The organism is Pseudoalteromonas sp. SD03, assembly GCF_040937955.1.
GTDB classification, from domain to species: Bacteria; Pseudomonadota; Gammaproteobacteria; order Enterobacterales; family Alteromonadaceae; genus Pseudoalteromonas; species Pseudoalteromonas tetraodonis.
Genome location: NZ_CP162514.1, coordinates 937,071 through 952,462 on the forward strand (window position 1 = coordinate 937,071; position 15,392 = coordinate 952,462).

Genomic DNA, 15,392 nt, shown 5'->3' on the forward strand with positions numbered 1-15,392 from the left:
ACCAAGGACTATAAAGGTGTATTTAAGCTATTTTGGTTTACAAGAAAAGCCATTCTCAATTTCGCCTAATCCCCACTACTTATTTTTAAGTGAACGCCACAAAGAAGCATTAGCGCACCTTACCTATGGACTAGGTGAAGACGGTGGCTTTGTGCTGTTAACTGGTGAAGTGGGGACGGGTAAAACCACCATAACACGTAGTATGTTAGAGCGACTGCCTGAAAATACCCAAGTAGCCATGATCCATAATCCTGCGTTATCAGAACTTGAACTGTTAGCCAGTATTTGCGATGAATTACAAATAACTTACGACGCCAAAAATGCCACGCTGAAGAGTCTAACGGATGTGATTAAAAAGCACCTTGAGTTTAATAATAAAGCGGGGGGGCATACTATTTTAATTATTGATGAAGCACAGCTACTTGCCCCCGATGTGCTTGAACAACTTCGCTTATTAACCAATATTGAAACGGATCATAAAAAGTTATTACAAATAGTATTAGTTGGGCAGCCTGAGTTACAGGTACTTTTAAAACGTAATGAGTTAAGACAGCTGGCACAGCGTATTACAGCCAGGTATCACTTGTTAGCGCTAACACCAGGGCAAACCATTGCTTATATTCAACATCGGCTACATATTGCAGGTTGTGACAAGAAAATATTTTCAATGGAAGCGATGCAAATGGTGCATCAGCTAACTGGCGGTGTGCCACGATTAATGAATTTGGTGTGTGAACGCGCATTAGTAGGGGCATTTTCTAAACAACAAGAAATTGTTGGCAGTGATATTGTTAAGCAAGCAGCGAGTGAATCTTTACCTATCGACTTTATTGCCACAAATAATAAGGTGAGTAAAACAGGTTCGATTTGGCCCTATAGCGCTGCTGCGTTAATGCTTTTTGGTGCAGGAATTGGCCTGTCATTTATTCTTTAGTTAGGTGATTCATGTCTTATTTATTAGATGCGTTAAAGCAGTCAAAGCACGATACCATGAGCGCAGAGCAATATGACTTGCAAGCGCAACAATTAAAACAACAACACCAGTTGATGACCTATCGTCGAATTAGTTTTTTACTCGCAGGAAGTTTATTGGCAACGGGTATATTGACCAGTGGCTTTTTTGTCGGGAAGTGGCTGCAACAAGAAAATGTAGCCGTAAAAAATAAGGTTGTCCAAAATGACCTTAGTCAAAAAGACTCAGCAGTGGTAGAAAAACCAACAAGCCCAGAGGAAGTACAAAAAACGGTTGTTCAAGCAGTAACAACCCCTCAAGCGCCCCTTGTTACAACTGCGCCTAACAATTCTGTGCCACTGGCAGGGCAATTGGTTTATGTACAAACCCCAACGGGTGTACAGCAAATGTTGCTTACGCCTCAAGGGCAATATTTACCTATGAGCGTTAATCAAGCGTCTCAAGGGCAAGCGCACAATTTCTCGGCGCAGAATAACGTTCCATCTAGTTTTCAATCACAGAGCAACCAACCGAAAAGCGTACCAACTCAAGCAACGAAAAGAACACTCAGTGCCGATGAGTTAAGTAAATACAAAGTGTTAGGTAAACCACTTAATCAAAATGTGCCTGCTCAGCCAGAATCAACCGCTGAACTAGATACGGTTCCCGACACGCTTAAAAATGCGTTTGCGCAAGCCGTTAATGACACAGAAACAACAGCCGACTACGAAGTAACTAAAGGCTCTCGTCATTCATCACGGGTACAACCCGTTGAGCTACTGCCGGATGGCCTACAAAGTATGTTGCCAAGCATTAAATATCAGGCACATATTTATTCGTCGACAGCAGATAAGCGCTGGATAAAACTCAATGGCAGAGAGCTATATGAAGGGGAGTCTATTGGTGCATTGAGGGTGCTAGAAATAGCACCGGATCAGAGCGTACTTGATTTTGATGGCTATGAATTTAGCTTAAAAGCCCTGCAAGATTGGCCACAATAGTGGCCAATTAACTAAAGATAGAGTGCTTATAAAAGCCCTCTAAATCTATATTATATTCTTTGGGTTTCACTGCTGATTCAAGCGTGTCTTGTGTTCTTTTGCTTGATAAGTCAATATCTTGAACTTCAGTGTAACGCCCATGTTTGGCATTAAAAAACGTTTTTACGACTGGTTTTAATGGTGTTGCAGGGTTACTTTGGGTCACCAGCCCCACTTTTTGGCTGGAAAGTTTTACCAGCGTGCCCACAGGGTGAATACCAATACATTGAATAAATTTATTAAGTAGCACGCCATCAAAGCTATCTGGGCAACCTTGTTTTAATATTTTAAACGCCTTAATTGGCTCCATACCCGCTTTATAAACGCGTTCAGCGGTTAATGCATCATATACATCAACAATAGAGGCCATACGAACGTATTGGCTTATTTCATCGCCTTTCTTACCAAAGGGGTAGCCTTTACCATCTAAGCGCTCATGGTGCATACCTGCGATATCAACAGCAATCCCCGTTAATCCTGCGTCTTCTAGTATTTCTTTGCTAAAGCGCGCATGGTTTTGCATCACTTTAAATTCTTCGTCACTGTAGCGACCTGGTTTGTTGAGAATCGCGTCAGGTATTTTTATTTTTCCCATATCATGCAATAGGGCACCTGTTGCAAGTTCTTCAATGATTGGTTTTTCAATATTGAGATGTTTTGCAAAAATACTCATTAAAATAGACACATTTATCGAGTGCTCTAATAAATAGGCATCTTTTTGGCGCATTTGCGTAATGCACGCCAGCGCATCTTGATTTCTAAATACGGAGTCAATAAACCCGCTAGCCAGCTCCCTAAAAGGAGCAACATCAACAGTGCGGCCAGATTCTATATCGCCAAATGCTTTGGTTTGTAAGTTTTTTGCTTCATCATAAAGCTTTTTAGCTTTACTCATTTCTTGCTCAGCGCTGTGGGTTATTAACCATGGATCGCGCTTTTTGATTTCGTGCTTAGTAGCAGGCGTTGGTTGTGTTTCAGATTCTTCAGAGGTGAGCATTTTATCAGGATCGATTTCAACCTCTAAAATGCCAGATTTTATTAATTTATCAATTCCACTTTGAGTTTTAACCCAGCCTTGGTTTTTTATTCTAATATTGCCAGTTTGCTTAACAACTTTTTGTACAAACATACCAGGTTTTAGCTGTGTAGTAGGAATGGTTTTCAAAGTGAACTCTAATTAACAAATATGATTAGAGAAAGTAACAAATAAATTCACATTTAGAAATAAAAAAAGGCATCAAATTGATGCCTTTTTAATTAAATGATGACTATTTTCTATTCATCATCTTCAACAAGCGTCATCAACGAGGTGTTACCGCCTGATGCCGTTGTATCGATACTGATTGTTTTTTCAGTAATTAAGCGCTTAATTAGCGTGTCGTAATACTCTGAGCTGATCACTGGCAGTATTGCGCCTTTACGTTGTGCAAGCTGTTGGCTGAAGTAGCCTAAGCGAGAAGAACGTGCAGCAACTACCGCACCCGCTAGGTGAGGGTGTGCCAATATAGCTTGTAACTGGTTTGGTTTAGCTACTTGGAAAACACCTTCAGCAACGCCGGTTGCAATAAACTTATCTCTAAAGGCAACCGCTTCGTCGTAAAATATTTCAGATGCAACAGTAATTACCGTATTACCAGCCGCTAGTGCGGTAATAATAGACAGTGCCCAAAAGTTAAATGAGGTGCTTTTATCTGCGTAACAAACCACACAACCCCGAGCTTCAAGGTGAAGTGTATTCGACTCACCTGTTGGCCCTGGCAATGTTGTATATTTACGCATGTGCTTTTCTAAGCGGTTTAACTGAGCGCGAGCATCGGCAAGTGTTAACGCTAAATCGTCCGCGAGGTCGTCAATAATTTCAACCGTCGCTACTTTCGCTAATAACTGACGTACCGCAGAAACACGATCATTCAGTGGCGTTGCACGCCAGATTTTTTCATCGCGCATAGAGTTAACCATCAGCTTTTCTACTTGCTCATTTGCGCCACTGTAGTGGTGTAAATCAAGCTCATCTGGCGTTAGGTTAGTCATTTGTACGTTATCTGGTGATGCTTTTTCTTTTATTAGGCGTTGTAGGTAGTTTGGTCCACCGGCTTTAGGGCCAGTACCAGAGAGTCCACGGCCACCAAACGGTTGCACGCCAACAATGGCACCAATCATATTACGGTTGATGTATACGTTACCTGCACGCGACATTTTCGCTAAATGTTCACAACGTTCTTCAATGCGAGAATGAATACCCATTGTTAAGCCGTAACCCGTGTTGTTGATTTGATCGACAACATTATCAAGCTCACTCGATTTAAAGCGGATAACATGCACACACGGGCCAAATACTTCACGTTTCAATACCGATAAGTCTTTAATTTCGTATAAACGTGGTGCAAAGAAAAATGCGCCATTTTCGCTGTTATCAGGAATTTTACACTCATAGTGAAGTGTTGCATTACCCTTTAGGTATTCAACATGGTCGTTGAGTGTTTTAAGCGCTTTTTCATCTATTACTGGGCCTACGTCTGTAGAGAGTAATGATGGGTCGCCAATATGCAACTCAGCAAGTGCGCCTTTAAGCATATCGATAATGCCATCAGCTACGTCTTCTTGAATAAAGAGTACGCGTAATGCTGAACAACGTTGACCTGCACTTTGGAAACCAGAACTGATAACATCATCAACAACTTGCTCAGGAAGCGCTGTTGAGTCAACAATCATACAGTTTTGGCCGCCAGTCTCTGCAATTAAAGGCACCTGAATATCGTTACGTGCCGCTAATGTTTGCGAGATAAGCGTGCCCGTTTCAGTTGAACCAGTAAACATAACAGCTTGAATACGCTCATCAGGAACAATGGTTTTACCTACTTCGCTACCGCGAGCAATGACAGGTTGTACAACGTGCTCAGGTAAACCAACTGATAGCATTAATTCAATGGCACGTAGTGCGATTAAGCTGGTTTGCTCTGCTGGTTTTGCAATAACCGTGTTACCAGTAACAATGGCCGCTGCAACTTGACCCAAGAAAATAGCGAGCGGGAAGTTCCATGGGCTAATACATAAAATAACACCACGGGCTTCAAAGCGCTCATCTTGCGCAAGCTCTTCTGCACGGGCTGCGTAGTAACGACAAAAATCAACGGCTTCACGTACTTCATCAATACCATCTTGTGCTACTTTACCTGCTTCTTTAATACAGATAGCAACAAGCTCATCGTGATGGCGCTCTAAAATATCAGCAACGCGACGCAACAAATTGGCGCGCTCTTTTACCGGTGTTTGTGACCATGATTCAAATGCGGTTTCAGCGTTGGCTAGCAACACTTTCATTTCATCGCTATTTTGTAATTTTATATGGCCAATAATTTCTTTATGGTTTGCAGGGTTTTTAACTGCCAGCGCGCCCTCTGGTACTTGACTTTCATCAATTAAGTGCTCTTCAAACCAAGTGTCTAAATTTTCTTTAAACGGGGTGATCACGTTAATATCAGTTAAGTCCATACCTTTTGAATTGGCACGTTCTTCACCGTATAAATCAATTGGCATTTTTATCTGTGTGTTGTATTTATTACGTAAACCTTGCAGTGTTTCAACAGGATCTGGCAATAATGCTTCAACCGGTTGTGTGGTATCTACAATGGCATTTACAAATGACGAGTTAGCGCCGTTTTCTAGTAAACGACGCACAAGGTAAGCAAGCAGGTCTTCGTGTTGGCCGACCGGTGCGTATACGCGGCACTGAATTTTTTCTTCATCAACGATTTGGTCAAATAAAGATTCACCCATACCGTGAAGACGTTGGAATTCAAAACCTTGGTTATCACCTTTGGCTACTTCTAAAATAGTCGCTGCGGTGTAGGCGTTGTGTGTTGCAAATTGCGGGTAAAGTACATCACGTGCTTCTAGCATTTTAATCGCACACGCTTTATATGATACATCCGTGGTTGCTTTACGGGTAAACACCGGGAAGTAATCTAAACCATCTTGTTGTGTGGTTTTGATTTCTGTATCCCAGTATGCGCCTTTTACTAAACGCACCATCATTTTTCGACCCACACGGGTTGCTAGGTCGGTCAGCCATTCAATAACAAAAATAGCGCGTTTTTGATAAGCCTGAACCGCTAAACCAAAACCTTGCCAATCGCCTAAATCGTCATCGCTAAATACTGCCTCAATAACATCAAGAGAAATATCTAAACGGTCAGCTTCTTCTGCATCAACAGTAAAGCCGATATCGTATTTTTTAGCGGCAAGGGCTAGTTCTTTTAGTTTTGGAACGATTTCTTCCATTACACGCTCTCTATGAGTGAACTCATATCGAGGGTGAATAGCCGATAACTTTACAGAAATACCTGGGCTTTTTATTGGACCACGGCCATTTGCGGCTTTACCGATAGCATGAATCGCATTCATGTAGCTATCAAAGTAACGCTTGGCGTCTTTCATTGTGCGAGCACCTTCGCCTAGCATATCGTAAGAATATACATAGCCTTTTTGCTCTTTTTCAGCAGCACGCTCAATCGCTTCGTTAATGGTACGACCCATTACGAACTGTTTGCCCATTATCTTCATAGCAAAGTTAACAGACTTACGTATAACTGGCTCGCCTAAACGACCAATGGTTTTTTTGAGTATGCCAAACTGTTGCTCTTTAGTCTTATCGTTATAGTTAACCATTTTACCGGTTACTAATAATCCCCAAGACGAGGCATTAACGAATAAAGAGTCACTACTACCTAAGTGAGAGCTCCAATCGCCGTTTGCTAATTTATCACGTATTAATGTTTCTTGAGTTGCTTTATCAGGAACACGAAGCAGCGCTTCGGCTAAACACATTAATACCACACCCTCTTCACTCGATAGTGAAAATTCATTTAATAGCGCATCAACACCGCTTTGACCGTCTTGGTCTTTACGAATGTTTAAAACTATTTGGCGAGCTCTTTCCCATGCACGGCTTCGTGCTTTAACACCGACTTCTGCAAGTGGTAAAATGTGATCAATAACCGCATTTTCATCTATACGGTAGAAGTCACGGATCTTTTGTCTGATCGGACAAGTCGTTGTTAAATCGCCATTGAATAACATAAGCAACCCTCAGGAGTGTTAAGACTTAGGGTAATTGTTAATTACCGCTAAATGTTGTTGGTGTAAAGCGTGCATTCTAATTAAAATCCAGCAGAATATGCTGGTTAATTTTGCCGTTTTACGATAATTTACAGGGCATATTATTAACTTATCCATATAAAATACTGATATGACTAATCCGAATAGATTACGCCTGCTTGATCGTATCGATATATCAATTTTAGACGTTTTGCAGCGCAATGGTAGAATTTCAAATGTTAACCTCGCAAAACAAGTGAATTTAAGTCCTAGTCCTTGTTTAGATAGAGTTAAACGTCTGGAGCAAGAAGGCTACATTGAGGGATATTTTGCAAAGTTAAGCGAGGAAAAGCTCAATCAAAGCTTAGTGGCGCATGTGCAGGTATCGTTAGTCACCTCAAATACAGCGGTATTTAAAGTGTTTCGTGAACACATTCTTAAAATTAAGCAGGTTGTTGAATGTGACATGGTAGCGGGTGGTTACGACTATTTATTAAAAATTCGTGTCTCTAATATGGACGAATACAGAGAAGTATTAGGTGATTTGGTCGATATTCCAGGGGTGGGTACACACCACACTTACATGGTAATAGAAAAAATAAAACAGGATCCTGGACTGCGTTTAGATATGTAACCTTTGAGTACATTATTGCAGGTATAAAAAATTGCAGGCATAAAAAAAGCATCTTTTTGATGCTTTTTTATGCCTGCAATATAGGTGGCGCTTACGCCCAACCTTCATAGCGTTTTCTGCGCGATAACACAATAGTTAAAATAATTCCTAAGAACAAACCTAAAAATGCAATAGCACCACCATAAGTGAGTAGCTGACGCTTTTCTTTAGCACTGGTTGCTTGCTTTAATTGTTGTTCTTGAGCAAGCGAGTCTTGTAATTGACTTATTTGTGCTAACAGCTGAGCATTTTGTTCGGTTAGCTGTGAGTTTTGTTCTTGTAGTTCAGGTAATTCTACTTGCGCTTGGCGTAATTTATTTTGCATAGCGCTAATTTCGCTGTTAAGCGCTTGATACTGCTGCTTTAAACCAGCTGATTCGCTGATGAATTTAGCCTCTACCCAGCCTTCACGGTCTTTATCATCTTTAACTTTTATAAAACCGTTTTGTTCATCAGATAATAAAGTCAGTTGCGTGCCTGCATCAATAGAACCGAGTAAGCGATAGTCTTTACTGGCGCCTGAACGCATAAAAGTATACAAGTTATCGATTATATAAGCTGTTTTAGCATTAGTAGGCGGCGTTGATTGAGCTTCCTCTGCTTGGCTCATAAACGGGGCGGCTGTTAAAAGCAGCCATAGTAAACAGTGTTTTAGCATTTATCTACCTTGTTAATCTAGCAGTGTCCGTTGTGAACGTGATTTTTATTTCGCATAAGTATATAGATAGTATGGATTTAATAGTTTAATAGCAAGATAGATATTGTAACCAAAGTATTTTGCTTGCGTGTTTATGATTAAAAAATTTGCAATATAGGTCTGCTTTGTTTATTTTGAGCACTTATTAATTTTAAGGGTAATCCGCAAGCCTAATGGATACTGAGATAGAACTGAAGTTTTTGGTATCAGATGACGTCATTCCACTGATCCCCTCGTTAATTACTCAATTTGCAAAAACAGTTACAAACAAGCCTTCTAAAAGTTTGCAAAATGCTTATTTTGATACGCCAAGCAGAGAGCTGAGAGCACTCGATATTGGTTTTAGAACGCGTTGTACAGACGAGCGCTGTGAGCAAACAATTAAGCTTGCAGGAGATGTGGTGGGGGGATTACATCAACGTCCAGAATATAACCTTCCCATAGAAACAAATCGACCTAATTTAATGGCGTTTGATTCATCAATTTGGCCACACGGCATGCAAATTGATGTTATATCACAAAACCTCTACCCTATATTTAGTACTAATTTTATCCGCCGTACGTGGTTAATTGAAACGCAAAATGGTGCCAAAATTGAAGTGGTATTAGATAAAGGTGAAGTGGCCGCCTCGGGTAAAGTGGAGATTATTAGCGAGCTTGAAATAGAGCTCGTCGAAGGTAGCCGAGACGAGCTATTTGCTTTAGCAGATAAATTAATAAGCCAAAACAGTGTGCGCTTGGGGCTTTATTCAAAAGCAGCAAGAGGCTACCGCCTAGCGGATAACACACCGTTACAACCGAGTAAATCTATCGGTTTTGTTAAACTTACTAAGCAAGCCACTCAAGAGCAAGCACTTATTGAAGCCATGGGCTTTGGTATTCGCTTTGTGCAAAAACATGAGCAATGCTATTTTGATAAGCCAAGTTTAAAAACATTAAAACGTGTGACCGACGGTATTAGTTTAATTCGTCATAACTTTTGGTTATTTGATGATATTGTCAGTAAAGACAGCACCGAGCACCTCAGAACGGAGCTAAAGTGGTTATTGAGTGAATTAGCATGGGTTGAAAATGCCATTCAGTTAAAAACTTACACTTCTAAGCGCCATGCTTTTTATAAAAAAATAAACAGTGCGCCCGCCTTAGCTCAAGTTATTAACGATTTAAAAGAGTTACAACCGAGTATTGATGATATTTTTGCGCTTTTTCATAGTGCGCGCTACAACCGTTTATTGCTGAGCTTAACAACGTGGCTGATAAATAAGCAGTGGCGTAAAGACTGGAGCCAAGCAGAGCTACAAAATGCTGAGCAGCCCGTTATTGATATTGCTCATCGTTTATTTGATAAAGATTGGAAAAATTTACACCGCTTATTGCCTAAAGAGCAAAGTTTAGCGGGCAATGATTATTTAAATTTTCGTACTCAGTTAGAGAATAGCTTACTCAGTGGTAACTGTTTAGGTGCACTGTTTAATAAAGATGAACGATTAGAATTTAGGCTTCCTTGGCTCGATATTTCTCATGGCATGTATGAGCTAAGCACGCTTAATTATTTAAAACAGCTGTGTGGCGGGCAAGAAGATGCTCAACTAGCAAAAATACAACTATGGTTGGAACAAAAGTCTGACTTTTTAGTCAGTGCCATGGAGCAAAGTCGACACGCTTCATTTGATACAGAACCGTATTGGCTTTGATGGCTAAGCACTTTTGCACGCTTAACTTGTTGCAAAAGTGCATTATTCTATCGCTTTTGTGTTTTGTTACAAATGTGTATTCACAGCCCTCTTGGCAGCTTTACGAGAGTAAACAGGGGGTGAGTATTTATTTTCAGCGTTTGAGCGATGATACCTTGAAAATGAAAGCTGAAACGGTGGTTAAGAATACCACAGCAGAAGATTTAATCGCCTTACTCAGTGATACCGATGCTGCTCCCCGCTGGATAGAAAATATTGCTAAAGTAAAATTACTGAAATATTTAAGCCCCTCAGAAAACCTTGTTTACAGCTTTATTGACTCCCCTTGGCCCGTTGCAAATAGAGATTTAGTCACGTATTCGTGCTATACAAAACGCAGCGCGTTGCAAACTCAACTTAGTATTCATGCCCGTCCTGATTTTTTACCTCAAACTAAAGGGGTAGTAAGAATAAGCACATTAAATGCGACGTGGTTACTGACTCAGCAAGCGAATAACTTGCATATTGACTATCAGGTTTATGCGTTACCAGGCGGAAGTATACCCAATTGGCTAAATAACCGAGTCGCTCTAAAAAGCACCTTTAACACGCTAATAAATCTAGCTGAAATACTCACGACAAAGCAGTACACAGCAAAGCCAACCGTCATTCGCACCGGTAATTGCACGCATAGCTAATGACCTCAGTTATATACAAAAAAAGTGACCTGAGTGGTCACTTTTTTAATTGTTATAAGCGCATAATCATTAGTATTTAGCGGATTCACCGTCTTTAGGTATAGACTGTTTTATAAACTCGCGTAAATCGTTGTTAGAGCTTTCTAAATCTGCATGACGTAGGTACATCATGTGGCCACTACGGTAGCCTTTAAAGCTTAATCTATTTTGCATTTTACCACTTGGATCTAGTTGCCACATTGTGTATTTAGCATCAAAGTAGTTTGTTGCACCATCAAAATAGCCAGCTTGAACCATCACATTTAAATACGGATTTTGAGCCATAGCTAAACGCAAGTTTTCACCGGTATTGTTTCCGCTTCTATCCCATGGGTGAACGTTACCAAATAAGTTATATTTGATGTCGGTTTTGTAATTAAGCTCTTCACGCAGGTAGTAGTTAATTGCAGGGGTAAAAGAGTGCAGCCACGATGTAAGCTCTGCCCAGTAATCTGGTGATTCACCGGCATCGCGCTTATCAATCCCTAAATAACGAGAATCCAGACGACCAACCATTTGTCCGCGTTCACGTAATAACTCTTTCCAAAAAAACTGTGTCGGAATGTCTAAGTTATTTTGGCTAACAAATGTTTCAGATAGACCTGCATATTCGGCCATTTTTTTAATAATACGACGTTTTTCATCTGGAGCAATAAATCCGCCTTTTGCAAGCGCGGGAATGAGCTCATTAACGGTAAACTGTTCCACTTCAGGTAATAGCTCGTCTAAGTCTTTAGCTTGTAAATCAGCGTTTAATGCCTTGTGGTACCACGCTGTAGCTGCAAAGTAAGGTAAGCGGTTAGCGGCTTTTACAGGACCATCGCGCTTAATACCAATATCGGTAGGTGAAACGAGTACAACACCGTTAATGTACATCCATTGACTATTTTGTAGCTCATGCGCTAAGCCTGATACACGAGTGGTACCATAGCTTTCACCAATTAAAAATTTAGGAGAGCGCCAGCGTTCATTGCGAGATACAAAAGTATTAAGCCACTCTGCTAGATATTTTATATCGGCATTCACACCAAAAAATAACTCTTTTTGTTTATCCTTTGGTAGAAGGTTACCATCTTTATCTTCAACGACACGCGAATAACCCGTGTTTACAGGGTTTACGTAAACGATGTCGGCTACGTCTAAAACCGAGTAAGGGTTATCTTTAACACCGTAAGGTTGAATAGGGTAGCCTTCGTCGTCAATTTTTAAAACGCGTGGGCCGGTGTATGCTAAATGCATCCAAACTGACGCTGAGCCTGGGCCACCATTAAATGAAATAAGTAATGGGCGCTTTGTTCTATCATCGACCTTATCGCGCGTGTAGTAAGTGTATTGAAGGGTTGCGATGGCGTCTCCCTTGTCATCCCATACCGGTTGTGTGCCAGTTGCTACTGTGTAAGAAAATCGTTCATTATTTATTTTTGCTTTGTGCTGGGTAACCACTTTACTGTCAATATCAATGCGACGTTGATTATCGGCAAACGAGGCGCTACTTAGGGTGAGCGCAATAGCGGCAATGGGTAAAAATAGACTTCGACTAAATTTCATAAGTGACCCTTTTTATTTTATGTACTGCAGTTATAGCGATATTTGAGTAAAAAACAAAAGTAATGAGACTAGCTGCCGATAATAATCGTTGAGTTTATGTAATTAAGATTAATCTGATCACAGCAAACAGGCGAAATATGCTTGATGTGTATACCGCACTGTAAGTTTAAGGCGATTAAAAAATTTAATTATTAATTAAGTTTTTAAGTAGTTGGTCGCTTTACTTGTTTCTATATGGATGATTGAAAGTGATTTCTTTTTAGGTTTATAACCTTAAAGAGTGAGCGCAAATAAAAGGGAGTTTATGCAACGGGTTTTAATTGTTGAAGATAATATAAGAGTACAGCAGGTACTCAAACATATTGCTGCTCAATACCTTGATGTTTTGGTTGATTTTGCCTCGTCACTTACTCAATGCAAACAACTCCTGAGCCAAACAAGTTACTCACTCGCCTTAGTTGATTTGCCACTTAGTGGACAAACCGATATGGATGTTGCTCGCTATATTTTATCGCAAGGTATCCCTACGCTATTAATGACAACGCAATTAGAAGAGTCCACGCGCCTAAAAATGCTGGAATTAGGGATTATTGATTACATTATTAAAGATAACCGTGACTCTTACCTTTATGCCATTAAATTTGTAGCACAGTTACTGCGTAATCAAGGGCGTAAGGCGCTAATTGTTGATAATTCTTTATTGAGCAGTAGCTTGGTTAAGCAAATGCTCGAAAAACAGTTATTTGATGTCATTACTGCTGATAATAGCGCTCAAGCATTGCATATACTTAACCATAATAGGGCAATTAAGTTAGTCATTACTAATCATAATTTAACTGATATGAATGGGTTTGAATTAATTAGAGCAATTCGAAATGTTAAAAGTCGTGAGCAATTAGCCATTATTGGTCTGGCCGATGTATATAGTTATGGTGTTGCCACGCAGTTTATTAAATCGGGTGCAAATGACTTTTTAACTAAGCCCTTTACTCATGAAGAGTTTCATTTTCGAGTGGTAAAAACTATGGAATCGCTATGGCTGGGTGAAGCTATAAGAGCTGATTTATCCCTCGACGCGACTGAGTAAGTCATTATGCTTAAAAAATTAATTAGTACTTAGAACGTTGTGCAGCGGGTCACTAGAGATGACGTCTTGCTTTTAACCACCTCGCACCAATGCAGTATTTTGCATAAAAAAAGCGCACCTAAATGGTGCGCTTTTTTGTTTTATATATTATTTGTTTTTTTAAGTTTATGTTTTTATTATTAATTTAAAAATGGCACAAAGGTTGGATTGTATAGAGGAAATACAATAACAAGCTAGCGTCCTAAGGGGGCCTTTGTGAAAATGATCAGTGCAATAATAAAGCCATTCAAACTAGATGATGTGCGTGAAGCACTCGCTGATTTAGGCATCGAAGGAATGACAGTGGTTGACGTTAAGGGATTTGGACGTCAAAGAGGGCATACTGAGTTATACCGTGGTGCTGAATATCAGGTTGACTTTATACCTAAAATTAAACTTGAAATTGCTACTCGTAGTGAAAATTGCCAACGCGTTGTAGAAACCATTACCAAAGTCGCTGGAACGGGCAAAATTGGTGACGGAAAAATTTTTGTTTACGACCTAGACCAAATCGTCCGTATTCGTACTGGCGAGCTTGATGATGATGCAATTTAAGGGGGCAACATGGAAAATACAATTATAGAGCTGAAGTTTTCGCTCGATACGTTTTACTTTTTAATGTCTGGCATCTTAGTCATGTGGATGGCAGCCGGTTTTGCAATGTTAGAAGCGGGTTTAGTGCGCTCAAAAAATACCACAGAAATTCTAACTAAAAATATCGCGCTTTATTCTATCGCGTGTACTATGTTTTTGTTGATAGGCTACAGCATTATGTACGTAGATAATGTTGAAGGCGGTGTTATTCCTTCGTTTGGTGGCCTAATAGGTAGCCAAGCGGCAGATGCTAATCATTCATTAGAGTCTGACTTTTTCTTCCAAGTAGTGTTTGTTGCAACGGCTATGTCTATCGTATCTGGCGCCGTAGCTGAGCGTATGAAATTATGGGCTTTCTTAGTGTTTACTGTGGTACTAACAGGTTTGATTTACCCAATTGAAGGTTACTGGACATGGGGTGGCGGCTTCTTATCTGAATTAGGCTTTGTTGATTTTGCAGGCTCTGCCATTGTCCATGCAACGGGTGCGGCTGCAGCGCTTGCGGGTGTAATTCTACTGGGTGCACGTAAAGGTAAATATGGTAAAAATGGTGAAATTTACCCAATTCCAGGTTCAAATTTGCCGCTTGCTACATTAGGCACATTCATTTTATGGATGGGTTGGTTTGGCTTTAACGGCGGATCACAGTTATTAATTTCAGATAAAGAAAACGCAACAGCGGTAGGTCAAATATTACTTAATACCAACGCTGCTGCAGCTATGGGCGCAATTTCAGCCTTGTTCTTATGTAAACTGTTATGGGGCAAAGCTGATTTAACCATGGTACTTAATGGTGCACTTGCAGGCTTAGTGGTTATTACTGCAGACCCATTATCACCATCACCACTAATGGCGTGTTTATTTGGCTTACTAGGTGGCTCATTAGTGATACTTAGTATTGTCGCACTGGACAAAGCGAAGATAGATGATCCCGTGGGTGCTATTTCTGTTCATGGTGTGTGTGGCATCCTAGGTGTCGTGCTAGTACCTGTTACTAATGCTGAGGCTAGCATTGTTAATCAGTTGATTGGCCTACTATGTATTATTGGTTTTGTGTTTATTGCTTCATTCATTGTATGGGCAATCCTCAAGCAAACCATGGGTATTCGTGTTACCGAAGAAGAAGAGTTAAACGGTATGGATCAACACGATTGTGGTATTGATGCTTATCCAGAGTTTGTATCAGTTAGAAGTAATTAATTAAAAGTATTGTGTGTTCAATCAAAGCCCTACTCTGTTAGGGCTTTTTTGATTT

At 40.3% G+C, this 15,392-nt stretch carries 12 protein-coding genes; 8 read left to right on the top strand and 4 right to left on the bottom strand.

Features of this window, described 5'->3' with window-relative positions:
• Positions 1 to 16: 16 nt before the first annotated feature.
• A complete protein-coding gene (locus ABZP26_RS04360; protein ID WP_013464323.1) occupies positions 17 to 934 on the top strand; it encodes an ExeA family protein in 918 nt (305 codons plus the stop codon).
• Between the two features lie 11 nt (positions 935 to 945).
• On the top strand, positions 946 to 1,953 hold the full coding sequence (locus ABZP26_RS04365) for a general secretion pathway protein GspB (RefSeq protein WP_368485406.1): 1,008 nt from the start codon (positions 946 to 948) through the stop codon (positions 1,951 to 1,953).
• A 7-nt stretch (positions 1,954 to 1,960) separates the two neighbouring features.
• On the opposite strand, the gene ABZP26_RS04370 is transcribed toward ABZP26_RS04365, so the two are convergent.
• On the bottom strand, positions 1,961 to 3,157 hold the full coding sequence (locus tag ABZP26_RS04370; protein ID WP_033104047.1) for an HD-GYP domain-containing protein: 1,197 nt from the start codon (positions 3,155 to 3,157) through the stop codon (positions 1,961 to 1,963).
• A 110-nt stretch (positions 3,158 to 3,267) separates the two neighbouring features.
• Complete coding sequence (gene putA / locus ABZP26_RS04375) at positions 3,268 to 7,071, bottom strand: bifunctional proline dehydrogenase/L-glutamate gamma-semialdehyde dehydrogenase PutA (protein ID WP_368485407.1); 3,804 nt, start codon at positions 7,069 to 7,071, stop codon at positions 3,268 to 3,270.
• A gap of 169 nt (positions 7,072 to 7,240) precedes the next feature.
• Between putA and ABZP26_RS04380 the strand changes: the two genes are divergently transcribed.
• Positions 7,241 to 7,723 (top strand): winged helix-turn-helix transcriptional regulator, encoded by a 483-nt coding sequence (locus ABZP26_RS04380; protein WP_016899359.1) that lies wholly within the window; start codon positions 7,241 to 7,243, stop codon positions 7,721 to 7,723.
• Positions 7,724 to 7,814: 91 nt separating this feature from the next.
• On the opposite strand, the gene ABZP26_RS04385 is transcribed toward ABZP26_RS04380, so the two are convergent.
• Positions 7,815 to 8,420, bottom strand: a complete 606-nt coding sequence (locus ABZP26_RS04385; protein WP_013464329.1) for a TIGR04211 family SH3 domain-containing protein — start codon at positions 8,418 to 8,420, stop codon at positions 7,815 to 7,817.
• Between the two features lie 212 nt (positions 8,421 to 8,632).
• Here ABZP26_RS04385 and ABZP26_RS04390 point away from each other — a divergent pair, with 212 nt between their 5' ends.
• Both ABZP26_RS04390 and ABZP26_RS04395 read left to right on the top strand, forming a co-directional pair.
• On the top strand, positions 8,633 to 10,153 hold the full coding sequence (locus ABZP26_RS04390; RefSeq protein ID WP_036956778.1) for a CYTH and CHAD domain-containing protein: 1,521 nt from the start codon (positions 8,633 to 8,635) through the stop codon (positions 10,151 to 10,153).
• The gene (locus ABZP26_RS04395) at positions 10,153 to 10,830 is read left to right on the top strand and encodes an START domain-containing protein (protein WP_036956779.1); all 678 of its coding nucleotides are present in this window, start codon (positions 10,153 to 10,155) and stop codon (positions 10,828 to 10,830) included. Before ABZP26_RS04390 ends, ABZP26_RS04395 begins: the two co-directional genes overlap by 1 nt.
• A 69-nt stretch (positions 10,831 to 10,899) precedes the next feature.
• On the opposite strand, the gene ABZP26_RS04400 is transcribed toward ABZP26_RS04395, so the two are convergent.
• A complete protein-coding gene (locus ABZP26_RS04400; protein WP_036956780.1) occupies positions 10,900 to 12,417 on the bottom strand; it encodes a S10 family peptidase in 1,518 nt (505 codons plus the stop codon).
• Positions 12,418 to 12,721: 304 nt separating this feature from the next.
• Between ABZP26_RS04400 and ABZP26_RS04405 the strand changes: the two genes are divergently transcribed.
• The 3 genes from ABZP26_RS04405 (at position 12,722) to ABZP26_RS04415 (ending at position 15,337) form a co-directional block, all read left to right on the top strand.
• Complete coding sequence (locus tag ABZP26_RS04405; RefSeq protein WP_036956781.1) at positions 12,722 to 13,504, top strand: response regulator; 783 nt, start codon at positions 12,722 to 12,724, stop codon at positions 13,502 to 13,504.
• A gap of 255 nt (positions 13,505 to 13,759) precedes the next feature.
• Positions 13,760 to 14,098 carry a P-II family nitrogen regulator gene (locus ABZP26_RS04410; protein WP_010391070.1) on the top strand — a complete coding sequence of 113 codons (339 nt, stop codon included), beginning with the start codon at positions 13,760 to 13,762 and terminating at the stop codon, positions 14,096 to 14,098.
• 9 nt (positions 14,099 to 14,107) lie between these two features.
• Positions 14,108 to 15,337, top strand: a complete 1,230-nt coding sequence (locus tag ABZP26_RS04415) for an ammonium transporter (protein ID WP_368485408.1) — start codon at positions 14,108 to 14,110, stop codon at positions 15,335 to 15,337.
• The last annotated feature ends 55 nt before the right edge of the window (positions 15,338 to 15,392 follow it).

Bases quoted from the DNA above. Each gene is read 5' to 3' on its own strand.
- ABZP26_RS04385 (WP_013464329.1), bottom strand. From the start codon at position 8,420: ATGCTAAAACACTGTTTACTATGGCTGCTTTTAACAGCCGCCCCGTTT.
- ABZP26_RS04415 (WP_368485408.1), top strand. From the start codon at position 14,108: ATGGAAAATACAATTATAGAGCTGAAGTTTTCGCTCGATACGTTTTAC.
- ABZP26_RS04390 (WP_036956778.1), top strand. From the start codon at position 8,633: ATGGATACTGAGATAGAACTGAAGTTTTTGGTATCAGATGACGTCATT.
- ABZP26_RS04380 (WP_016899359.1), top strand. From the start codon at position 7,241: ATGACTAATCCGAATAGATTACGCCTGCTTGATCGTATCGATATATCA.
- ABZP26_RS04395 (WP_036956779.1), top strand. From the start codon at position 10,153: ATGGCTAAGCACTTTTGCACGCTTAACTTGTTGCAAAAGTGCATTATT.
- ABZP26_RS04365 (WP_368485406.1), top strand. From the start codon at position 946: ATGTCTTATTTATTAGATGCGTTAAAGCAGTCAAAGCACGATACCATG.
- ABZP26_RS04400 (WP_036956780.1), bottom strand. From the start codon at position 12,417: ATGAAATTTAGTCGAAGTCTATTTTTACCCATTGCCGCTATTGCGCTC.
- putA (WP_368485407.1), bottom strand. From the start codon at position 7,071: ATGTTATTCAATGGCGATTTAACAACGACTTGTCCGATCAGACAAAAG.
- ABZP26_RS04405 (WP_036956781.1), top strand. From the start codon at position 12,722: ATGCAACGGGTTTTAATTGTTGAAGATAATATAAGAGTACAGCAGGTA.